The following is a 21,421-nucleotide window of genomic DNA, read 5'->3' on the forward strand; positions in this document are numbered from 1 at the left end:
GCGTGGGGCCGAAGGTGCCCGCACCCGTTGGCAGACGCTCTTAGATTTCACTAAGAACGTCCTCGTAGCGTCTTGCTCATGATGATGCAACGCGGTGCAGTCGGATCTGTTGTCCTCACGGCCGGGGCCCTCGCGGCCGGGGCCCTCACGGCCGTTGCCCTGACGGCCCCGGCCGGGGCCGCCGCCGCGGCTCCCGCCCCCGGCAAGGCCGCCGCCTCGGTGTCCCACAGCAAGGTGACGGACAATCTGTACATGCCGCTCGGCACCTTCGAGGAGGCCACGTCCGGCGAGAACCCGAAGGTCAAGGCCATGATCGACCGTACGGACATCGGTGGCGTGCAGGTGGTGGTGCCCTGGAAGGCCCTTGAGGGGCGGAAGGGGGAGTACAAGTGGTCGCGGCTCGACAATGCCTTGAAGTATCTCCACGAACATCACAAGAAGCTGTTCGTCCAGGTTCAGGACCGGTTCTTCGACGTAGACATGAAGGACGCCAATGTTCCCCAATACGTGAAGGACAAGGGCGGGGTCGCGCCGACGGTCGATGAGAACCCTGACAACCCCACCACCCATGGGGCCTTGGTCGCGCAGTGGAACAAAGAGGTGCGAGCAGACTTCCAGGCCATGCTGAAGGCGATGGCGGAGAAGTTCGACGGCAAGCTCGCCGGGGTGAACCTTCCGGAGACCGCGGTCGAGGTGGACACCAAGAAGGATCAGACCAAGTACACCTCGAAGTCCTACATCGATGCCGAGATCGACAACATGCGCTATGGCAAGAGGGTCTTCACCAAGACACAGTTCATCCAGTACATCAACTTCCTGCCGGACGACGACGACCACAAGCGTATGAAGGAGATGTTCGACCTCGCCCGGGACAAAAAGATCGGCATCGGCGGACCGGACACCCTGCCGGACCGGCAGTACCAGATGGAGAACTCCTACAAGTTCCTCCATGAATACAAGGATTCGCTTCCTCTCGTCGCCATGGCCGTCCAGGAACCCGACATCAACGCCAAGGACCCCAAGACCGGTAAGCCGTACACCCGCGAGCGATTCACGGACTTCGCTCACGACTACCTCGGCGCGCGCGCCATGTTCTGGACCACTGAGGCGGACTGGCTGCAGAGGCCTGCGGCATGACACGCGTAGGAGTGCGGCTGCTCAGAGCCGGATGAGTGAGCCCTTTCCCACCTCAGGTTGCAGCTTCGTCCCAGTCGCCGTACCTGTGTACGCGGCTGTCCCTGATCTGGGAGGCGTCGCCGGAAGGTGATCGCCGGGCCCCCGGTTGGCGCGACGCGGGTCCGGCGAATGCTCACCGAGGGTGGGCGACAGGGGGCCCGCCGGCACTCAACCAAGTCCAGGTGTCCGCGATCGTCTCGCGGATCGGTCGGCAACGGAGTCCCGCCAAAAGGGTCTTGGCGTTGGCCAGCGAGCTTCGTGCCGAGAGTGCGAACTGCGAGCCGGCCACGCCAGGTCAAGCGTATCGCCCGCGTCGATGCGGTCGACGCCTCGCCAGCGCAGCACGCCATAGCCACCGACCTCTTCGGTCACCTCGCGGACACGCGCCCGGTCACCCCTCCGCCCCTTCGAGCGCCTGCTCCGTCCACACCGTCTTGCCGGTCGCGCCGTAGCGGCTGCCCCAGCGGGTGGTGAGCTGGGCGACGAGGAAGAGGCCGCGGCCGCCCTCGTCGGTTTCGCGGGCCTGGCGGAGCCGCGGCTGGCTGTTGGACGAGTCGGTGACCTCGCAGACCAGGACCTGGTCGCGGACCAGCCGGACGCCGATCGGGCCGCGCGCGTACCGCAGCGCGTTGGTGACAAGTTCGCTGATGACCAGTTCGGTGCTGAACACCAGCGCGTCCAGGCCCCACTCCTGCAACTGCTCGGTGGCCAGCCCCCGGGCGAGCGCCACCGCCGTGGGCCGGGCGGGGAACTGCCAGGCGGCCAGCGAGGTCGCCGGGATCGCGCGGGTGCGGGCCACCAGCACCGTGATGTCGTCCGGCCGGTGCGGCGCCGACCGGACCGGTGCCACCAGCTCCTCCCCGATGGCGTCCAGCGACCGCTCGGGGCCCGCCGCCCCGGCCAGCCGCCGCAGCACCGTCGCCTCCGCCTCCTCGTGCGACGCGGACGTGCCCCGGCGCTCCGCCTCGATCAGCCCGTTGGTGTACAGCGCCAGCACACTGCCCGGCGGGATCTCCACCTCCGTCACCTCGAACGGCATCCCGCCGACGCCCAGCCCGGGGCCCGGCACCACCTCGATGAACCGGGCCGTGCCGTCCGGATGTACCACCGCGGGCCGCAGATGCCCGGCGCTCGCCACCTGGCACCGGCGGTCCACCGGGTCGTACACCGCGTACAGGCACGACGCGCCCATCGTGTCCGGGTGCTCGGCCTCCTCCGCCATCCGGTGCACCAGGTCGTCCAGCCGGGTCAGCAGCTCGTCCGGGCCCAGATCGAGGTCGGAGAGGGTCTGCACGGCGGTGCGCAGCCGCGCCATGGTGGCGGTCGCGCCCAGCCCGTGGCCGATGACGTCGCCGACGACCAGCGCGGTCCGCAGTGACGACAGCGGTACCGCGTCGAACCAGTCGCCGCCCACCCCGGCGTCGCCCTCCGCCGAGAGGTAGATCCCCGCGGTCTCCGCCGCCGCCGTGGAGCGCGACACCGGCGGCAGCAGGCTGTTCTGGAGCATCACCGCCATCCGGTGCTCGCGGGTGTAGCGGCGGGCGTTGTCCATGCCGAGCGCGACGCGGGTGACGACCTCCTGGAGCAGCTTGGCGTCCTGCCCGTCGAACGGCGTGCGCTGCCGGGCGCGGTAGACCTGCACGTAGCCGAGCACCAGGCCGCGCGCGACCAGCGCCGCCCCGATCGACGCGCGCAGCCCCTCCGGCACCATCCGCGCCGCCGCCGGATCGTCGCCGAGGAACGCCGCATAGGTGTCGGGTTCGTTGACGACGAGCACGTGGCCCTGCTCCAGATCGCGGAAGCCCGGCCGGTCGGGGATGTCCGGCAGCAGCTCGCCCGCCTGCAGCAGCCCCGCCGGCCACGGGCCGTGCGCGTGCTTGACGGCCAGCCGCCGGAAGTCGCCGTGCACGCCCTCCACGCTGCGCGGCGGCTCGCCCCCGCGCAGCGTCGCCTCGGCGATCTCCACCGACGCCAGATCGCCCATCGACGGCACCAGCAGATCGACGAGATCCTGCGCGGTGCGCTCCACCTCCAGGCTGCCGCTGAGGGACCGCGTCGCCCGGTAGACGAGGTCGAGGCGGCGCGCGGAGCGGTACCGCTCGGTGATGTCGACGAGCGAGGTCAGCGTGCCGTTGGTGCGGCCCCACAGGTCGTGCAGCGGCGCCGCGGTCAGCGAGTACACCAGGTCGTGGCGCCCGGGCGTCTCGGCGCGCAGCACCCCCGACGCGTCCACCACCGGCTCGCCGCTCTCCATCACGTGCCGCAGCAGCTCCGCGCCGGTCCGGCCGCCCTCCAGGCCAGGCATCGCGCACAGCGGGTCGTGGCCGTCGGAGGTCAGCCGCCCGGCCCGGCCGACCGCCGGGCTGGCCTGCCGGATGCGCAGGTCCAGGCCGTGCACGGCCAGCTGCCACAGGTCCTGGGAGAGCAGCGCCCGGCCCACCGCCGTCTCGTCGCTCCACGCCGCGAGCGCCGCCGCGGGCAGCCCCAGGGCGAGCACCCCCACACCGGCCAGCGGCAACAGCCGCACCCATACGGGGACGGCGTGCCCGTCGCGGTGGCGCAGTGGGAGGACGCGGCCGCCGGGGGCGCCGGAGGGTTCGCCCGTACGGCCGGAGGGTTCCCCCGTACGGGGGACGGGCCACGCGGACCGCGGCATGACCAGCGCGCGGGCGGGCGTGCCGAGCACCGCGTCCGGCTCATGGCCCAGCAGCTGCGCGGCGGACCGCGTCCAGTGCGTGACCAGGCCGTTCTCGTCGATCACGACCGCGACGACGCCATTCATCGGCGCCGGCGGCTCCGGCCGTGGCACGGCCATGGGGACACTCCGTACGTCGAACGGACCGATCACCTCAGTGTGCCCTCCTCCCACGGATCGAACGAGTGCTGGCAGCCGGTCGGGAACGCGCCGGGGCCCGGCGGGCTGCCGCCCGGCCCCGGCGCGCGGGGCTTGGGCGCGCGCCCCGGCCCTCTGCCGCCCGTCCCCGGCGCGCGGGGACATGGCCCGCGCCCCCGGCCGCCCTGGCCCGCGCCCGCGCCGCCTGCCGTGCGCCGTCCGCCCCGCTCCGCTGCTCCATCCGCTGTCCCCCCGCCCGCGCCGCCGCTGCCAGGGGCGTGCCGCTGCCTACGCTCGGCCCGTGGCCACCGTGACCGGATTGTTCAAGCGCCTTCTCCTCGGCCGGGCCCGGCGAAGTGAGGAGCTGGGCGAGACGCTGTTGCCCAAGCGACTCGCGCTGCCGGTCTTCGCCTCCGACCCGCTGTCGTCGGTCGCGTACGCCACGCAGGAGATCCTGCTGGTCCTCACCCTCGGCGGCCTCGCCTACGTGTACGTCACGCCGTGGCTCGCCGTCGCCGTCATCTGCCTGATGACCGTGGTCGTCCTCTCGTACCGGCAGGTCGTGCACGCCTATCCGAGCGGCGGCGGCTCGTACGAGGTGGCCTCCACCAATCTGGGGCCGTCGGCGGGTCTGGTGGTGGCCGCGGCGCTGCTCGTCGACTACGTCATGACGGTGGCGGTGTCGGTCGCCTCCGGTGTCGACAACGTCATCTCCGCCCTGCCGGCGCTCGCCGGGCACCGGGTGCTGCTGGCGCTCTGCTTCGTGGCGCTGCTCACCGCCATGAACCTGCGCGGCGTCCGCGAGTCCGGCCGCGCCTTCGCCGCCCCCACGTACCTCTTCGTCGGCGCCGTCCTGATCATGGTGGGGACGGGCCTGATCCGGTACCTCATGGGGGACGCGCCGGTCGCCGAGAGCGCCCGCTACGGCATCGAACCCACCCCCGGCTCGGACCAGCTGACCGGCCTCGCCCTCGTCATGCTGGTGCTGCGCGCGTTCTCCTCCGGCTGCACCGCGCTGACCGGCGTCGAAGCGATCTCCAACGGCGTCCCGGCGTTCCGCCGCCCCAAGCCGAAAAACGCGGCGTCCACGCTGGCGGCGATGGGTGCCATCGCCGTGGCGATGTTCGCGGGGGTCACCACCCTAGCGATCGTCGCGAAGGTCCATATCGTGCAGGATCCCTGTCGGTTGATCGGCCTCGCCGACTGCGCCGGGTACGCCCAGCGCACCGTCATCGCCCAGCTGGCCTCGTCGGTCTTCGGCGGGCCGGACTCCGCCGGATTCTTCCTCGTGCAGGCGGCCACCGCGCTGGTCCTGATCCTCGCCGCCAACACCGCGTTCAACGGGTTCCCGCTGCTCGCCTCGATCCTGGCGCAGGACCGCTACCTGCCGCGCCAGCTGCACAGCCGCGGCGACCGGCTGGTGTACTCCAACGGCATCCTCGTACTGGCCGTCGTCGCCGGACTGCTGCTGTTCGGCTTCAAAGCGGACGTCACCAGCCTCATCCACCTCTACATCCTCGGAGTGTTCACCTCCTTCACGCTCTCCCAGACCGGCATGGTCCGGCACTGGAACCGCGCGCTGCGCACCGACCCGGACCCGGCGCTGCGCCGCCGCCGTCACCTGGCGCGGGTGGTGAACGCCACCGGGGCGCTCGTCACCGGTCTGGTGCTGGTCGTCGTGCTGGCGACGAAGTTCCTCGAAGGCGCCTGGCTCGCCGTCCTCGCGGCGGTGGTGCTGTGGCTGACGATGCGCGCCATCCGCCGCCACTACGACGCCGTCGCCGCGGAGCTGACCGTCACCGACCCGCGCGCCGACCTCACCCCGCCGTCCCGGGTGCTGGCGCTCGTCCTCGTCTCCACCGTCCACAAGCCGACGCTGCGCGCCCTCGCCTACGCCCGCGCCTTCCATCCCGACCGGCTCCAGGCCCTCACCGTCGACGTGGACCGCGCCGCCACCGCCCGCCTGGAGGAGCAGTGGCAGCGCCTCGACACGGACGTCCCGCTGACCGTCATCGACTCGCCGTACCGGGAGATCACCGGCCCGGTCATCGAGTACGTCCGCCACGCCCGCCGCACCAGCCCCCGGGACGTCATCGGCGTCTTCATCCCCGAGTACGTCGTGGGCCGCTGGTGGGAGAACCTGCTGCACAACCAGACGGCGCTGTGGCTCAAGAGCCGGCTGCTGTTCACGCCCGGCGTGATGGTCACGTCCGTCCCCTGGCAGCTGACGTCCTCGGCGCACGCCCGCCCCGCCGTACGGGGCGCGGGCGCGGTCCGCCGCGGGGCGCCCGCCCTGGGGCCCGGCGCCGTCCACCCGCCCCGCGACTCCGGACCGGGACCGGGCCCGGCGGCTACGCCGGACCGCTCCCCGTGAGCAGCGTCCGCGCGGTCCGTTCCTCGGCGCGCTCGGTCAGCTGCCGCAGCGCCGTCGCCCCGCACAGCAACACGCCGGATTCCTGCGCGGTGCGGGCGCCGGTCGCGAAGAGGTGCCACAGCGCCGGGTTGGCGAGCAGCACCCGCGGGTCGAGGACCACCCGCCGCCCTGCGTCGTCGCGCAGTACCAGCCGCTGCGCGATCCCCTCGGACCAGCGCACCGACACCAGCCGGTCGGTGCGGACCGTCCGCCGCCGCAGCGGCCCGCGGGCTGCCAGCCAGCCCTGACCGGCAGTCACCCGCGGCGGCAGCAACAGCCCGAACAGCGCCGCCGCCAGCGCCGCCCACAGTCCGCCGCGGAGCGCGTCGAGGCTCCCGGCGGCGGCGTCCAGGGCGACCAACGCCCCCAGCAGCAGCACCCCGCTCACCACCGCCTCGCGCAGCGCGGCGGGCCAGTCGTCGTCGGATGCGGTGCGCTCCGGGCGCCGTACGGTGACGGCCGCCGCGCGCGCGGCGGCGCGTGTGCCACGTAGTCCCATGCCGCCGACGCTAGGCCCGGCACCGCCCGCCGGGCGGGCCGTTGACACGGTGCTGACGGGCCGGGGGCGCGCCTTGACGGACCTCATACGGGCCGCCGGGAGGCGGGCGCCCCGAGCCGCGCGGCCGGGGGCGGGCGCCCCGAGCCGCGCGGCGCCCCACCGAGGAGCACGGCCCGCGCCCCTTACCGCGCCCCCGGACCGCCCCCGGACCGCCCCCGTCCCACCCCTGGCCGAAGCTGGCGTACGGGACGCGTAAAGAGCGAGCCCGGGGCCGTAAGGGACCCGTCAACGGACTACGGCGGATGGCCGAAAAGAGGTTTTGTCGAGGGGTCCACACGGCCGGGTCCTTGCACCCGGTCGTCCCTCTTGTCCCTTCCTCCCAGGAGTTCACGATGGCCGACGTGGCCTTCGTCGTCACCACGCTCGCGGTCTTCGCGCTGGTGGCCGTCATCGCCAAGGGGGTGGCGAAGCTGTGAGTGCCCAGAGCATCGAGAACGTGATCGGGCTGCTCGTGGCCGTCGCCCTGCTCGGCTATCTCGTCCTCGCCCTCATCAAGCCGGAGAGGTTCTGACGGTGAACTCCCTCGCTGCCGCCTCCGGCGCGCTGAGCCCCGCCGTCGCCGCGGTGCTCCAGCTGCTCGCCCTCATAGCGGCGCTCGCGCTCGCCTACCGCCCGCTCGGCGACCACATGGCCCGCGTCTACTCCTCCGACCGGCATCTGCGCGTCGAGAAGTGGATCTACAAGGCCATCGGAGCCGACCCGCACACCGAGATGCGCTGGCCCGCCTATCTGCGCGGCGTCCTCGCCTTCTCCGCCGTCAGCCTCCTCTTCCTCTACCTGCTCCAGCGCCTCCAGGGCAGCCTGCCCGGCTCCCTCGGTTTCGCCTCCATCGACCCGGACCAGGCGTTCAACACCGCCGCGTCGTTCGTCGCCAACACCAACTGGCAGTCGTACGCCGGTGAGCAGGCCATGGGCCACGTCGTGCAGACCGCCGGGCTCGCGGTGCAGAACTTCGTGTCCGCGGCCGTCGGCATCGCCGTCGCCGTCGCGCTGGTCCGCGGCTTCGCCAGGTCCCGTACCGGCGAACTCGGCAACTTCTGGGCCGACCTGGTCCGCGGCACCGTCCGGGTGCTGCTGCCGATCTCCGTCGTCGGCGCGCTGGTCCTCGTCGCGTGCGGGGCGATCCAGAACTTCTCCGGCATCCACGAGGTGGGCCAGTTCCTCGGCGGGCACCAGCAGATGAACGGCGGCGCCGTCGCCTCCCAGGAGGTCATCAAGGAGCTGGGCACCAACGGCGGCGGCTACTTCAACGCCAACTCCGCCCATCCCTTCGAGAACCCCGACGGCTTCACCAACCTCTTCGAGATCTTCCTGATCCTGGTGATCCCGTTCGCGCTGACCCGCACCTTCGGCCGGCTGACCGGCTCCCTCAAGCAGGGCTACGCGATCCTCGGCACCATGGCCGTCATCTGGATCGGCTTCACCGTGCTGATGTGGGCGGCCGAATTCGGCGGCCACGGCCGGGCGTTCGAGCTGGCCGGGGGCGCCCTGGAGGGTAAGGAGACCCGCTTCGGCATCGGCGGTTCGTCGCTCTTCGCCGTCGCCACCACCCTCACCTCCACCGGCGCCGTGGACAGCTTCCACTCCTCGTACACCGGGCTCGGCGGCGGGCTGACGATGCTGGGCATGCAGCTCGGCGAGATCGCGCCCGGCGGCGTCGGCTCCGGCCTCTACGGCATGCTGATCATGGCGGTCATCGCGGTGTTCCTCGCCGGGCTGATGGTCGGCCGGACGCCGGAGTTCCTCGGCAAGAAGATCGGCACCCGCGAGATCAAGCTCGCCGCCTGCTACATCCTCGTCACTCCGGCGCTGGTGCTCTGCTTCACCGCCGCGTCGCTGGTGCTGCCCACCCCGCCGCACTCGATGCTCAACTCCGGCGCGCACGGCTTCTCCGAGATCCTCTACGCGTACACCTCCGGTGCCAACAACAACGGCAGCGCCTTCGCCGGACTCTCCGCCGACACCCCGTGGTTCAACACCACCATCGGCCTCGCGATGCTGCTGGGCCGCTTCGTCCCGATGGTCTTCGTGCTGGCGCTCGCCGGCTCGCTCGCCGAGCAGCAGCCCGTACCGAAAACCGCAGGGACCCTGCGTACGGAAAAGCCGCTGTTCTCCGGCCTGTTGGTCGGCACGATCCTGATCGTCGCCGGTCTGACCTACTTCCCCGCCCTGGCACTGGGCCCGCTCGCCGAAGGACTGGCGTCATGACCACCGGTACGAAGAGACCCACCGGTACGCCGCCATCCTCGGGCGCGCAGGCGCCCACCCCCTCCGAGAAGCACGAGGACGATGCGATGTCCACCGTCACCCAGGACCGGGCGCCGCACCAGGACGCGCCCGCCCCCGCCCACCCCGAAGGCGGCCGCGTCGGCGGCGGGCTCTTCGACCCCAAGCAGCTGCTGCGCTCGCTGCCCGACGCGTTCCGCAAGCTCGACCCCCGGGTGATGATCAAGTCCCCGGTGATGTTCGTGGTGCTGGTCGGCTCGGTGCTCACCACCGTGCTGGCGCTGCTCCACCCCGGCGCGTGGTTCGGCTGGGCGATCACCGCCTGGCTCTGGCTGACCACCCTCTTCGCCAACCTCGCCGAGGCGGTCGCCGAGGGCCGCGGCAAGGCGCAGGCCGACACCCTGCGCAAGGCCAAGACCGACACCGTCGCCCGCCGCCTGACCGGCACCACCGAGGAGAGCGTCCCCGGCACCGACCTGCGCATCGGCGACCTGGTGGTCTGCGAGGCAGGCGACGTCATACCCGGCGACGGCGATGTGGTCGAGGGCGTCGCCAGCGTGGACGAGTCCGCCATCACCGGCGAATCGGCGCCGGTCATCCGCGAATCGGGCGGCGACCGCTCGGCCGTCACCGGCGGCACCAAGGTCCTCTCCGACCGCATCGTCATCAAGATCACCACCAAGCCCGGCGAGACCTTCATCGACCGGATGATCAACCTGGTGGAGGGCGCCGCCCGGCAGAAGACGCCCAACGAGATCGCCCTCAATATTCTGTTGGCCTCCCTGACCATTGTTTTCCTGCTCGCCGTGGTCACGCTCCAGCCGTTCGCCGTCTACGCGGGCGCCGAACAGTCCATGATCGTCCTGACGGCGCTGCTGGTCTGCCTGATCCCCACCACCATCGGCGCGCTGCTCTCCGCCATCGGCATCGCCGGGATGGACCGGCTCGTGCAGCGCAACGTCCTGGCGATGTCCGGCCGCGCCGTCGAGGCGGCGGGCGATGTCTCCACCCTCCTCCTCGACAAGACCGGCACCATCACCTACGGCAACCGCCGGGCCGCCGAGTTCGTCCCCGTCCCCGGCGTCACCGAGACCGCACTCGCCGACGCCGCGCAGCTCTCCTCCCTCGCCGACGAGACCCCCGAGGGCCGTTCCGTCATCGACCTCGCCGAGGAGAAGTACGGCCTCGCCGCCCGGCAGCAGAACCAGCTGACCGGCGCCGAGTGGATCGAGTTCACCGCCCAGACCCGGATGTCCGGCGTCGACCTCCCCGCGGACGGCGCCGCGGGCCCCGCCCGTAAGGTCCGCAAGGGCGCCACCGCCTCCGTCGCCGCGTGGGTGGCCGAGCGCGGCGGCACCGTCGCCGCGGACGTCGACCGGATCGCCACCGCCATCGCGGAGGCGGGCGGCACCCCGCTGCCCGTCGCGGTCGACGATGCGGAGGGCGCCCGGGTTCTGGGCGTCATCCACCTCAAGGACGTCGTCAAGGACGGCATGCGGGAGCGCTTCGACGAGCTGCGCCGGATGGGCATCAAAACCATCATGATCACCGGCGACAACCCGCTCACCGCCAAGGCCATCGCGGCGGAGGCGGGCGTGGACGACTTCCTCGCCGAGGCCACCCCCGAGGACAAGATGGCCCTCATCAAGCGGGAGCAGGCGGGCGGCAAACTCGTCGCGATGACCGGCGACGGCACCAACGACGCACCGGCCCTCGCCCAGGCCGACGTCGGCGTCGCCATGAACACCGGCACCTCCGCCGCCAAAGAGGCCGGAAACATGGTCGACCTCGACTCCGACCCCACCAAACTCATCGAGATCGTCGAGATCGGCAAACAGCTTCTGATCACCCGCGGCGCCCTGACGACGTTCTCCATCGCCAACGACGTCGCCAAGTACTTCGCGATCATCCCCGCGATGTTCGCGGTGGCGTACCCGGGCCTGAACAAGCTCAACATCATGGGCCTGACGTCCCCGCAGTCCGCGATCCTGTCGGCCGTCATCTTCAACGCCCTCGTCATCGTCGCGCTGGTCCCGCTCGCCCTGAAGGGTGTCCGCTACCGCCCGATGAGCGCGGACCGCATGCTCCGCCGCAACCTCGCCCTCTACGGCCTCGGCGGCCTCATCACGCCCTTCGTCGGCATCAAGCTCATCGACCTGCTCCTGACCCTCATTCCTGGCATCGGGTGACGCCCACCATGAACACTTCCCTGACCAACACCGCCCGCCTCACCGGCGCCGCACTCCGCGCCCTCCTCGCCCTGACCGTCCTGTGCGGCGTCCTCTACCCCCTCGCCGTCACCGGCCTCGCCCAGGGCCTCTTCCCCTACCAGGCGAACGGTTCCGAACTCCGCAGCAACGGCAAGGCCGTCGGCTCGTCCCTCATCGGCCAGCGCTACGACCTGCCGCTGAAGAAGGGCGAGTCCACCCCCGCCCCCGACCTCCGCTGGTTCCAGCCCCGCCCGTCCGGCGGCCTCACCGAGAACACCGTGAACACGCAGTACAAGCTGCTGGTCTCCGGCGCCACCAACCGCGCCGGGGACAGCCCCGACCTCATCAAGGCGGTCGAGGACGCCAAGGCCGCCGTCCTCGCCGACAACACCGCGCCGGGCTACACCCCCAAGCCGTCGGACATCCCCGCCGACGCGGTGACCTCCTCCGCATCAGGCATGGACCCTGACATTTCCCCTGCCTATGCCCGCCTTCAGGTCCACCGGGTCGCGGCGCGCAACCACCTCTCCGCGACGGAGGTCAACCGCCTCGTCGCCGCCCACACAACGGGCCGCACCCTCGGCTTCATGGGGGAGCCCCGGGTGAACGTCCTGGAGCTGAACGTGGCGTTGGGGGAGGCGGCGCGGAAGGGGTGAGCCGTTATGCGTTGCGCGTCGCCCGTCCGGCCGAGGTGGTGCCGGGCGGGCGCGGTGGGGTTCGTGGGGTGGCGGTGAGCGTCTGAACTCCGCGCTTCCCCCGGCCCGTTCACGTTCCGATCTGCCGATCCCGTAGCGGATCGCTCCTGAGCGGAACGAAGGGGAACCCACCGTGCCCGACGTCTTCATCAACTACCGCACCGGCGACGAGGAGGCCACCGCCACCCTGCTCGAACGCGAGCTGTCCCGGCGCTTCGGAACCGAACGGATTTTCCGCGCGAGCAAGTCCATCGGAGCGGGTCAGAATTTCCCGCAGGCGCTGCTCACGGCCGTCCGGCGGTGTCACGTCCTGCTGGCGGTGATCGGTCCGCGCTGGGCGGACGCGCGCACCGGCGACGGCCGCAGAGCGCTGGGCGATCCCGGGGACTGGACGCGACGGGAGCTCCTGGAGGCGACCGGATCGGCCACGCGGATCATTCCGGTGCTGGTCGGCCCGACCGCCCGGCTCCGTCGCGCCGAGCTGCCCGAAGCGCTTGCCGGACTCGCGGACCTCCAGTACCGGCGGCTCAATCACCGCAACGCCGACGCCGACCTCCGGCGCATCGCCGACGACCTGGCCGCGCTGGTCCCGTCACTCGCCGCCGTCGACCGGCTCCGGGCCGGGGAGAGAACGCGGCACCCCGCCGTCATGACAAGCGGCCCGTGCGCCGCCCCGCTCCTCCCGACCGGCCCCGCGCTCCCGACCGAACGGCCCCTCAGGGAACGCCGGTTGGAGGGCATACGCCTGGACAGTGCCCGGCCCGACTACCCGTTCCTGTTCTCGGCCACCGTGCGGTGGCGTCCCACCCGTGGCGAAGCGGAACCCGCGCACCCGGGCCTCGCCGACCTCGCCGTGTCCACCGTGGTGTCCCGGGCCCAGGTCGTCGTCGGCCAGGAGGCCCCCGAGCGCTGGGAGGCGGTTCGCCTCCGGCTCCGGGGCGAGCTCGGCTGCCGGTACACCGACCCCTCGGCCCGGGTCACCGTCCTCGCGGAGGACATAGGCCTGACCCTGAACGAGGACGACCGCGCCCGGCTGGCGCAGCTGTCCCGGCTCCGGAAGGAGGAGGACGCCTGGGAACGTCACCGCCACTTCGAACGGAACCGGCGCGCCTACCTGGGCGACGAGGTGCTCAAGACCCCCGGCAGCGCCGTCGTGTGGTGGCTGGCCCGCCACGGTGAACGGGTCGAGGATGCGGTGAGGATGATCGGCCCGCTCGCCCAGCTGTCGGCCGCCGCCAACGACACCGAGATCCCCGAAGCGTTCCGGCACCCCGGCGCCGAGTGTCCCGCCCGCGCGCCTTTCCCCGCCGCGGCCTGCGCGCGCGATGTGCCGTACGGGACGGCCGCCCCGGGCCACGGGGCACCCGCCCCGGAACCACAGGGCCCGCCGTCCGGGCGCACCGGCACCCGGCCCTTCCCCGGCGGCACGCAGGTCGATGGCACGTTCGGCACACCGGCCCCGTCGACCCGTCAGGGCCCCACCCCGACGGACCCGGACGACGAGGCGGCCGAGCACGTCGTCCGGCTGCTCGACGAACTCGGCCTGGCGGAGGGTTCCCCGGAGCGTGCGGCCTATGTGGAACGCCTCGCCCGTTCCACCGATGAGGTCGGCCGGAGCGCCGCCGCGGCACGGATCCGGCAGCGTTTTGCCACCCGTCGGTGGGCCTCACCCGAGGCGGAAGCGTCGCCCGTACCGGGCCACCCGGAGGGGCCCGTGTCCCCTCCCGCTTCCGAAGGTGGCGCGTTCGGCGCCGGGTGACGCCAGCCGCCGGTCCCTCGATGGCGGCGCTCACACCCCAGGCTTCTGATGACCCACACCCGTGCCCCCCAAGGGGCGCCACGGCCGACGGAAGCCACGACGGGCCCCACCGACTGCGGTGGGGCCCGTCCCCGTCCGTCCCGGCCCATGCCGTGGCACGCCGCCCGGCGTGGGCCAGGACCTTGGCCAGGACCTTGAGACGTCAGCGCCCCGGCACCGCCCCCGACCCGCCCCGTCCGCGATACTGCCTACGCAACTGACGCCACAGGCAGGGAGAATCGGTGCGTCCGCTGGGCAAGGGGGACCCGCAGCAGATCGGGCCGTTCCGGATCGTCGGGCTGCTCGGGGGCGGCGGGATGGGGCGGGTCTATCTGGGGCGCGGGGCGGACGGGCGGACGGTGGCGGTGAAGACCGCGCGGGCCGAACTCGCCGACGACCGTGGGTTCCGCAAGCGGTTCGCCCGTGAGGTGGCGGCCGCCCAGCGGGTCGGCGGGCCGTTCGTGGCGCCCGTCGTCGACGCGGCGCCGCACGACGAGATCCCCTGGATGGCGACGGAGTACGTGCCGGGCGTCTCGCTCAGCGACGCCGTGCACGACACCGGGCCGCTGCCGGTGCCCACGGTGCGGGCGCTGACGGCCGGGTTGCTCCAGGCGCTCGCCGCGGTCCATGCGCAGGGCCTCGTCCACCGGGACCTCAAACCGTCGAACATCCTGCTCACCGCCGAGGGCCCCCGCGTCATCGACTTCGGCATCGCCCACTCCGCCACCGACACCGCCCTGACCGTCACCGGCACCGCCCTCGGCACCCCGGGCTTCATGGCACCCGAACAGCTCACCCTCTCCGGTGGCGACATCACCGCCGCCGCCGACGTCTTCGCCCTCGGCGGCGTACTCGTCCACGCGGCAACCGGCAGCGGCCCGTACGGCAACGCCGAACCGCAGATCCTCATGTACCGCACCGTCCACGAGCAGCCACGACTCGACGAACTGCCGCATGCGGTCCGGGCGTTGGCGGCGCCATGCCTGGCGAAGGAGCCGGAGCGGCGGCCCGCGGTGGCGGACCTCGCGGCCCGGGTGGGGGCACCGGGCCCGTACGGGGACTGGCTTCCGGAACCGGTGACGGCGCAACTGCGCGGTCTGTCCGAGCGGTTGCGGGACCCGAGGAAGCCGGGGGCGGGCCTGCGGGGTCCGGGCGGTGCGGACGGCCCGGGCCGGACTCCGGACGGTACGGGCCCGAGGCCGGACGGCCCGGAGGGCACGGACCGCTCGCCGGACGGTACGGAGCGGACGCCGGGCCCGCTCGCCCCGGGCGCCGCCACCCCGCCCGCGGCTGCTCCGGGCGCCGCCACCCCGCCCGCGGCTGCTCCGGGCGCCGCCACCCCGCCCGCGGCTGCTCCGGGCGCTGCCCCGGGCACCCCCGTCCCCCACCACGCACTACCCACCGCCCCATCCGCCCCCTCCCCCTCCACGGCCACACCCCCACAGGGCCAGTACGGCCCGGCACCCGTCATGCCGCCCCAGGGCGACCCCGGGCAGCACCCGCCCCCGTACCCCACGGGCACAGAGGAGACCGCCCCCGGGAAGCAGACCGCCCCCGGGAAGCAGACCGCCACCGGAGAGCGCACCGGCACCGGGGCGACGCGACGACGGGCGCTCGCCGGCCTGTCCGTCCTCGGCGCCGGAGCCCTCGCCTGGACCCTGTGGCCCCACGCGAACGACAGCGGTCGCGACCCCTCCGTAGGCGCCACGCCACCCGCCCGGAAGCCGTCCCCCAGCGGGTCCAAGCCCGTCGCGCTACCGGCCGACATCCGCGCCCGGGGCAGCCTCACCGTCGGATCCGACCTCAGGTACGCGCCGATGGAGTTCCTTCAGGGCGGCAGGCCCGCCGGCCTCGACATCGCGCTGGCGCAGGCCCTCGGCCGGGACCTGGGCGTCGGCGTCAAGATCGTGAACGGCGCCCTCGACGCCCTCCTCCCCGGCCTCGCCTCGGGCCGCTACGACCTGGTCCTTTCCGCCCTCACCGACACCGCAGAACGGCAGCGCGACGTCGACCTGATCGACTACTTCCGCTCCGGCTTCGCCCTCGTCGTCCGCCGCGCAGACCGCATGACGATCAAGGGGCTCGACGACCTGACCGGCAGGGTGGTCGCCGTACAGCAGGGCACGGCCGCCCGCGACCATCTGGCCGGCCTCGGCCCGCAGAAGCCCAAGATCCGCGCGTTCGCCACCGCCGACGAGGTCTACGCCGACGTCACCAAGGGCGGCTCCGACGCCTGCCTCGACGACTACCCCGTCGCCGTCCGCACCGTCGCCGACCACGCCACCCTCGCCGTCACCGGCCGCCAGATCGCCCCGCGCCCCTGCGGCATCGCCGTCGCCAAGAGCAAACCGGCCCTCCGCGACGCCGTCCGCGCCTCCCTGGACCGCCTCATCATGGAGGGTTCCTACGAGAAGATCCTCGGCACATGGGGAGTGGCGGCGGGCGCGGTGACGCGGGCGAAGATCAACGGAGGGAGCTGAACGGAGGAAGCTGAACGGGCGCTCACTCCGGCCAGTCGGAGCCCTTGATCACCTCCACGAAGTCCCCCCGCACGAACCCGGGCACGTAATGGGCCAGCACATCCGCCTTCACGTTGCCGAACGTCGTCTCCGGACGGTCCTTGATGCCCTCCGTGAACGCGGCGAGGATGCCGTTCTTGAAATCCGGCCGGGGATGCGCCGCGACCACCGCGGCCCGCTGCTCGTCGGAGACAGCGTGGTAGCCGATGCCCAGCACATCCAGCTCCACACCCCGGGTGACCAGCGCGATCTCCGGCGCCATATGGAGCGGGATCTCGGGCGTGGTGTGCAGCGCGATGGCCGTCCAGACGCGGTCGGCCGGTTCGCCGGTGATGCCGTGGGCGTGCAGGAACCGGCGGGCCTCGTCGGCACCGTCGATCTCGAACCGCTGATCCGTCCGGCGGAACCACCCGGTCAGCCCCAGGTCGTGGAACATCGCCCCGACGTAGAGCAACTCGGGATCGAAGTCGAGGTCCAGCTCACGGCCGCGCAGCGCCCCCCACAGGAACACCCGCCGCGAATGGTCGAAGAGCAGCGGCGGCGCCGCCTCCCGCACCAACTCGGTGGCCTCCCGCGCCAGGGCACTGTCCGGGATCTCCACTCCTGCGATCGATGCACTCATGGGTACGTCCTCTCGGATGGGATGGGATGGGGGGATGGGGGGATGGGGCGGGGGTGGATCGGATGGGAACGGACGGGAACGGACGGGAACGGACGGGCCCGGTGCGCGGGCCCCGCGCCGGAGGCCGGTCGATGGCGGCCGGTCGACGGCGGCCGCCGCGCCCGCCGTGCTTCCCCCAGATTCGCCCGGGGACCTACCTTGATGCCATGTCCTCACGGCCGGATGAACCACAGATTCGGACATCCCGCCGGAGCGCCGACGGGGCACCCCCAGGCGCGGCCGGGCCGTCCCGGGTGGCCCTCGTCGTCTTCGACGGGGTGACTCTCCTCGACGTCAGTGGCCCGTCGGAGGTACTGCACCAGGCGGGCCGCTTCGGGTACCCGTACGAGCTGGTGCTCGTCTCGCCCGGGGGCGGGCCGGTCACCACCGCCGCCGGGCCGGCCCTGACCGGCACCGTCACGGCGGACGCGGCCGGGCCCGTCGGCACCGTGCTGGTCGCCGGCGGTGACCGCCTCGCCGAGCGGCCGCCCGACGACGCCCTCCTGGCGGCCGTCCGCACGCTTGTCCCCGGGGCGGCACGCATCGCGTCCGTCTGCACCGGCGCCTTCGTCCTCGCCGCGCTCGGCCTGCTGGACGGCCGCCGCGCGACCACCCACTGGCGGCACGCCGCCACCCTCGCCCGCCGTCACCCGCGGGTACGCGTCGAGCCGGACGCCCTCCACCTCCGCGACGGCCGGTACGTCACCTCGGCGGGCATCAGCGCGGGCATCGACCTGACCCTCGCCCTGGTGGAGGACGATCACGGGGCGGAGGTGGCCCGCGACGTCGCCCGGGAAATGGTCGTCTTCCTGCACCGGCCCGGCGGCCAGTCGCAGTTCTCCGCGGCGCTTGACACCCCGCCCGCCCGCGGCGACCTGCTCCGTCCGGTCCTGGAATCCGTCCTCGCCGACCCGGCCGCCGACCACAGCCTCCCGGCGCTGGCCGCCGCCGCGGCCGTCAGCCCCCGCCATCTGACCCGCCGCTTCCGCGCCGAACTCGGCACCACCCCCGCCCGCTGGGTCGAACGCGTCCGCCTCGACCGCGCCCGGCAACTCCTCCTTGACGGCCACAGCGTCACCGCCGCCGCCCGCCACAGCGGCCTGGGCACCGACGAATCCCTCCGCCGCGTCTTCGCCCGCCACCTGGGCACCACCCCGACCCACTACCGCCAACGCTTCGCCAGCACCCGGCAGACGGAGGCCCCGGAAGGCCCCTAGGGATCTCGAACCCCCTTCTCCTGCAAGGCAGTCGGGGTATCGGCCCGATCGGCCAAGGCCTTGTTCCGCCGGTGTCCGGCCCCCGGCGGACGGCTGTCATCCCCGTATTAGCCGGGTGTTAGCAGCGGGGCAGTCCGGCGCTAGCGGCCCCGAGCAGAGTGGTGGTCGTACCGAGGAGATCACGCCACCGACTTCCCCCGGGGGGACCCCGAAATGAGCACCCACACCACCGCCCGCACCGCCCGTCGCCGCACCCTGCGCGTCGCTCTCGCGGCCCTGACCGCCGTCGCCGGTCTCACGCTGACCGCCTGCTCCGGTGGGGACGCCGCCGACGCGAAGCCCGCGGGCCACGCGGCCGCCGCGCAGTCCGGCGGTGCGGGCTCCTCCGCCGGGGTGGCGGACTCCCACGCCAAGTCCGGCTCGGGTGCCAAGTCCGGTTCCGAGGCCAAGGCCGAGACCAAGTCGGACGCCGCCGTCGACGCCGCCGACGAGGCGGGAGCCCCGGACAACACCGTGACCCTGGAGGACGGCAGCACGGCCGAGATCTACGACCTCGGCAACCAGAACTACCGCGCCAAGATCGTCAATGACGGTGACGTCCTGGCCACGTTGGAGACGAAGGACACGGACGCCGGGGCCGACCTCAACGGCATGTACGTGGTGCTCACGCTGGGCGGCGAGGTCCACTCCTGGATGGGCGGCGAGCAGACCGGCCCGGGCACCTTCACCCTTGAGGGCGGCTGGAAGGCCAAGGTCACGAAGCTCGGTGAGCTGCACTACCGCGCGGAGATCCTCGGCGAGGACGGTTCGGTGAACGCCACGGTGGAGGCGGACGAGAACGACGCCGCCGGGCTCGACGCCAACGGCATCTACATCGTGCTCACCGCCGGCGGTCAGATCAGCTCCCACGAGTGAGCGCCGCCCCGCCCGGAGCTCCCTAGGGGCGCCGCCGTCCCGCTCCCGGCCCCCGCTCCCGCTCCGGGGGCGTAGGAGGAGCGGAAGCCGGTCAGCCGGCGAAGCCCGGGACCATCAGGCCGGACTCGTACGCGATCACCACCGCATGGGTCCGGTTCTGCGCGCCGAGCTTGGTCAGCACGTTTCCGACGTGGGTCTTGACCGTCTCCAGGCTCACCGTGAGGGACTCCGCGATCTCCGGATTGGAGAGCCCGGTGGCCATCAGGCGCAGCACCTCCTCCTCCCGGCCGGTCAGGTCGGCCTGCGGCAGGGCCTCGGCGGAGCCCAGCGGGCGGGCGGCGACCATGCGGCCCAGTGCGGCCGGGAAGAGGATCGCTTCGCCCGCCGCGACCACCCGGACCGCCTCGGCGATCTGACGGACCGGGAGGCGCTTGAGGACGAAGCCGCTGGCGCCCGCGCTGAGGGCGGCGGTGACGTAGCCGTCGTTCTCGAAGGTGGTGATCACCACGACCTTCGGCGGGGCGGCCGCTTCGGCCAGCAGCTGGCGGGTGGCGTCGATCCCGTTGCGACGCGGCATCCGCACGTCCATCAGGACCACGTCCGGCCGCAGGCTCCGCGCCCGTTCGACCGCCTCGATCCCGTCGGCGGCCTCGCCGACCACCGTGATCCCCGGCTGCGCGGCGAGCAGCATGCGCAGGCCGCTGCGGGTCACCTCGTCGTCGTCCGCGATCAGGAGAGTGACATCGGGGTGCGTGACGGCGGGGAGGGCCATGCCTCCGCCCGCGCCGCCGCCCGCGCCTTCGCCCGCGCCTTCGCCCACGTCGGATTCCCTCACGCCGACACCGGTACCGGCAGCCGGACGGTCAGCCGCCAGTGCTGCGTCCCGTCCGGACCGGCCTGGAACTCACCGTGCAACAGCCGGACGCGCTCGGCCAGTCCGGGCAGACCGTGGCCGGAGGTCGGGAAGGCACCCGCGCCCGGGCCCGTCCGTGCCCCGGTCCGGTTGACCACCGTGAGCTCCAGCCCGTCCGGCCCGGCCGCCACCTTGAGGGTGATCGGGCCGCCCGCCCCGTGGCGCAGCGCGTTCGTCAGCCCCTCCTGGAGGATCCGGTACGCCGCCCGGGAGAGAGTCCCCTGCACCTGCGCCGGCTCGCCCGACAGCTCCGGCTCGACCACCGCCCCCGCGTGCCGCAGGCGGTCCAGCAGCTCGGGGAGGTCGGCCAGGGTCCGGGCCGGCGCCGTCCCCGACTGTTCCTCCCGCAGCACTCCGAGTACGTAGTCCAGGTCCTCCAGCGCGGCCCGCGTCGACTCCTCGATGCTGCGCATGGCGGCCCGCGCCGCCGCCGGGTCGGCCGAGAGCACCTCGCCCGCCACCGCCGCCTGGATGGTGGCCGCCGTCAGGGTGTGCCCGATCGAGTCGTGCAACTCGTGGGCCACCCGGTTGCGTTCGGCCAGCAGCAGTTCCCGCTCGGCGGCCAGCGCGAGCCGTTCGGCCGCCGATGGTCCCAGCAGCCGCGGCGCCGACCACCGCAGGGTCTTCGTCACCACGACGCAGACGGCCACCGCCAGCAGCAGGCACACGGCTGCCACCACCCAGCTCCACCCGCCCGACACCCGGACCGACGTGCCGAACAGACTCGCCCGCGCCTCGCCGCCGAGCCAGTTCCCCGGCAGGGAGAGGCCCATGACGAACAGCACCCCGCTCGCCAGCGCCCCCGTCCACCCGACGGCCACGTGCAGCACCAGCCAGAGCGGGGTCCGCCAGCGGTCGAGGCCGGGTGAACCGGAAGTCCGGCGACCGGCCACCGGATTCGGCAGCGGCACCCGCAGCAGCCGGCGGGCGGACACGACCAGCGCCCGCCGTACGGGGCGCGCCAGCCCGGCCACGCCGACCAGCACCGCCCACACCAGCAGGACCAGGACGATCTGCACGCTCTCGGGTGCGGACCGCCACGACAGCGCCGGCAACAGGGCGACAGGCAGCAGCGGAAGGCTCGCCAGCGCGCCGCAGTAGGCGAACAGCGCACCCGCATATGTGGAGCCGCGCAGCAGCGGCCCAATTCCCCTGATCATGGGCGCCAGTATCACCGGTCGGCCCACCGGCAGCCTCCCCCGATCGGGGGAGCGAGATCTCCCGCCTTTCCGCGATGTGCCCGCAGGGTCCCGGAAACCAGGATCGTGCCCTGACCACACGATCCC

At 73.0% G+C, this 21,421-nt stretch carries 16 protein-coding genes; 11 read left to right on the plus strand and 5 right to left on the minus strand.

Annotated elements, in window-relative coordinates; genetic code table 11:
• Nucleotides 1-78: 78 nt before the first annotated feature.
• On the plus strand, nucleotides 79-1,137 hold the full coding sequence (locus OG422_RS16705) for a hypothetical protein (protein WP_405743547.1): 1,059 nt from the start codon (nucleotides 79-81) through the stop codon (nucleotides 1,135-1,137).
• 430 nt (nucleotides 1,138-1,567) lie between these two features.
• Here OG422_RS16705 and OG422_RS16710 read toward each other — a convergent pair whose 3' ends face one another.
• The gene (locus OG422_RS16710; protein WP_405743548.1) at nucleotides 1,568-3,991 is read right to left on the minus strand and encodes a SpoIIE family protein phosphatase; all 2,424 of its coding nucleotides are present in this window, start codon (nucleotides 3,989-3,991) and stop codon (nucleotides 1,568-1,570) included.
• A gap of 319 nt (nucleotides 3,992-4,310) precedes the next feature.
• Between OG422_RS16710 and OG422_RS16715 the strand changes: the two genes are divergently transcribed.
• Nucleotides 4,311-6,383, plus strand: coding sequence for an APC family permease (locus tag OG422_RS16715; RefSeq protein ID WP_405743549.1), 2,073 nt, complete (start codon nucleotides 4,311-4,313; stop codon nucleotides 6,381-6,383).
• Here OG422_RS16715 and OG422_RS16720 read toward each other — a convergent pair.
• Nucleotides 6,361-6,921, minus strand: coding sequence for a hypothetical protein (locus tag OG422_RS16720; protein ID WP_405743550.1), 561 nt, complete (start codon nucleotides 6,919-6,921; stop codon nucleotides 6,361-6,363). The two genes, OG422_RS16715 and OG422_RS16720, sit on opposite strands and share 23 nt — an antisense overlap.
• A 347-nt stretch (nucleotides 6,922-7,268) precedes the next feature.
• Between OG422_RS16720 and OG422_RS16725 the strand changes: the two genes are divergently transcribed.
• The 7 genes from OG422_RS16725 to OG422_RS16755 all read left to right on the plus strand — a co-directional run bounded on the left by OG422_RS16725 (nucleotide 7,269) and on the right by OG422_RS16755 (nucleotide 16,390).
• Nucleotides 7,269-7,397, plus strand: a complete 129-nt coding sequence (locus OG422_RS16725) for a hypothetical protein (protein WP_285421855.1) — start codon at nucleotides 7,269-7,271, stop codon at nucleotides 7,395-7,397.
• A complete protein-coding gene (kdpF, locus tag OG422_RS16730; RefSeq protein WP_030285908.1) occupies nucleotides 7,394-7,492 on the plus strand; it encodes a K(+)-transporting ATPase subunit F in 99 nt (32 codons plus the stop codon). Before OG422_RS16725 ends, kdpF begins: the two co-directional genes overlap by 4 nt.
• A gap of 32 nt (nucleotides 7,493-7,524) precedes the next feature.
• Nucleotides 7,525-9,189: a potassium-transporting ATPase subunit KdpA gene (gene kdpA / locus OG422_RS16735; RefSeq protein ID WP_143943812.1), complete on the plus strand. Its 1,665-nt coding sequence runs from the start codon at nucleotides 7,525-7,527 to the stop codon at nucleotides 9,187-9,189.
• 86 nt (nucleotides 9,190-9,275) lie between these two features.
• Nucleotides 9,276-11,396 carry a potassium-transporting ATPase subunit KdpB gene (gene kdpB / locus OG422_RS16740; protein WP_405747830.1) on the plus strand — a complete coding sequence of 707 codons (2,121 nt, stop codon included), beginning with the start codon at nucleotides 9,276-9,278 and terminating at the stop codon, nucleotides 11,394-11,396.
• An 8-nt stretch (nucleotides 11,397-11,404) separates the two neighbouring features.
• Nucleotides 11,405-12,073, plus strand: coding sequence for a potassium-transporting ATPase subunit C (locus tag OG422_RS16745; protein ID WP_405743551.1), 669 nt, complete (start codon nucleotides 11,405-11,407; stop codon nucleotides 12,071-12,073).
• A gap of 172 nt (nucleotides 12,074-12,245) precedes the next feature.
• Nucleotides 12,246-13,871: a toll/interleukin-1 receptor domain-containing protein gene (locus tag OG422_RS16750; protein WP_405743552.1), complete on the plus strand. Its 1,626-nt coding sequence runs from the start codon at nucleotides 12,246-12,248 to the stop codon at nucleotides 13,869-13,871.
• 281 nt (nucleotides 13,872-14,152) lie between these two features.
• Nucleotides 14,153-16,390 carry a protein kinase domain-containing protein gene (locus OG422_RS16755; RefSeq protein WP_405743553.1) on the plus strand — a complete coding sequence of 746 codons (2,238 nt, stop codon included), beginning with the start codon at nucleotides 14,153-14,155 and terminating at the stop codon, nucleotides 16,388-16,390.
• A gap of 22 nt (nucleotides 16,391-16,412) precedes the next feature.
• Here OG422_RS16755 and OG422_RS16760 read toward each other — a convergent pair whose 3' ends face one another.
• Nucleotides 16,413-17,051: an HD domain-containing protein gene (locus tag OG422_RS16760; RefSeq protein ID WP_405743554.1), complete on the minus strand. Its 639-nt coding sequence runs from the start codon at nucleotides 17,049-17,051 to the stop codon at nucleotides 16,413-16,415.
• A gap of 206 nt (nucleotides 17,052-17,257) precedes the next feature.
• Here OG422_RS16760 and OG422_RS16765 point away from each other — a divergent pair, with 206 nt between their 5' ends.
• Both OG422_RS16765 and OG422_RS16770 read left to right on the plus strand, forming a co-directional pair.
• Nucleotides 17,258-18,307 (plus strand): GlxA family transcriptional regulator, encoded by a 1,050-nt coding sequence (locus tag OG422_RS16765; protein WP_405743555.1) that lies wholly within the window; start codon nucleotides 17,258-17,260, stop codon nucleotides 18,305-18,307.
• A 213-nt stretch (nucleotides 18,308-18,520) separates the two neighbouring features.
• Nucleotides 18,521-19,222, plus strand: coding sequence for a hypothetical protein (locus OG422_RS16770; RefSeq protein WP_405743556.1), 702 nt, complete (start codon nucleotides 18,521-18,523; stop codon nucleotides 19,220-19,222).
• A gap of 91 nt (nucleotides 19,223-19,313) precedes the next feature.
• Here the strand turns inward: OG422_RS16770 and OG422_RS16775 are convergent, their stop codons facing one another.
• Both OG422_RS16775 and OG422_RS16780 read right to left on the minus strand, forming a co-directional pair.
• Nucleotides 19,314-19,994 (minus strand): response regulator transcription factor, encoded by a 681-nt coding sequence (locus OG422_RS16775; protein WP_143943830.1) that lies wholly within the window; start codon nucleotides 19,992-19,994, stop codon nucleotides 19,314-19,316.
• Nucleotides 19,995-20,053: 59 nt separating this feature from the next.
• The gene (locus OG422_RS16780; RefSeq protein ID WP_143943827.1) at nucleotides 20,054-21,295 is read right to left on the minus strand and encodes a sensor histidine kinase; all 1,242 of its coding nucleotides are present in this window, start codon (nucleotides 21,293-21,295) and stop codon (nucleotides 20,054-20,056) included.
• Between the last annotated feature and the right edge of the window lie 126 nt (nucleotides 21,296-21,421).

Origin of the sequence: Streptomyces sp. NBC_01525 (genome assembly GCF_045040405.1) — a bacterium.
In the GTDB taxonomy this organism is placed as follows: Bacteria; Actinomycetota; Actinomycetes; order Streptomycetales; family Streptomycetaceae; genus Streptomyces; species Streptomyces benahoarensis.

Coding starts and splice junctions, on each gene's coding strand:
- OG422_RS16775 (WP_143943830.1), bottom strand. CDS start 19,994: ATGGCCCTCCCCGCCGTCACGCACCCCGATGTCACTCTCCTGATCGCG.
- OG422_RS16770 (WP_405743556.1), top strand. CDS start 18,521: ATGAGCACCCACACCACCGCCCGCACCGCCCGTCGCCGCACCCTGCGC.
- OG422_RS16720 (WP_405743550.1), bottom strand. CDS start 6,921: ATGGGACTACGTGGCACACGCGCCGCCGCGCGCGCGGCGGCCGTCACC.
- OG422_RS16705 (WP_405743547.1), top strand. CDS start 79: ATGATGATGCAACGCGGTGCAGTCGGATCTGTTGTCCTCACGGCCGGG.
- OG422_RS16745 (WP_405743551.1), top strand. CDS start 11,405: ATGAACACTTCCCTGACCAACACCGCCCGCCTCACCGGCGCCGCACTC.
- OG422_RS16780 (WP_143943827.1), bottom strand. CDS start 21,295: ATGATCAGGGGAATTGGGCCGCTGCTGCGCGGCTCCACATATGCGGGT.
- kdpB (WP_405747830.1), top strand. CDS start 9,276: ATGTCCACCGTCACCCAGGACCGGGCGCCGCACCAGGACGCGCCCGCC.
- OG422_RS16765 (WP_405743555.1), top strand. CDS start 17,258: ATGTCCTCACGGCCGGATGAACCACAGATTCGGACATCCCGCCGGAGC.
- OG422_RS16710 (WP_405743548.1), bottom strand. CDS start 3,991: ATGGCCGTGCCACGGCCGGAGCCGCCGGCGCCGATGAATGGCGTCGTC.
- OG422_RS16760 (WP_405743554.1), bottom strand. CDS start 17,051: ATGAGTGCATCGATCGCAGGAGTGGAGATCCCGGACAGTGCCCTGGCG.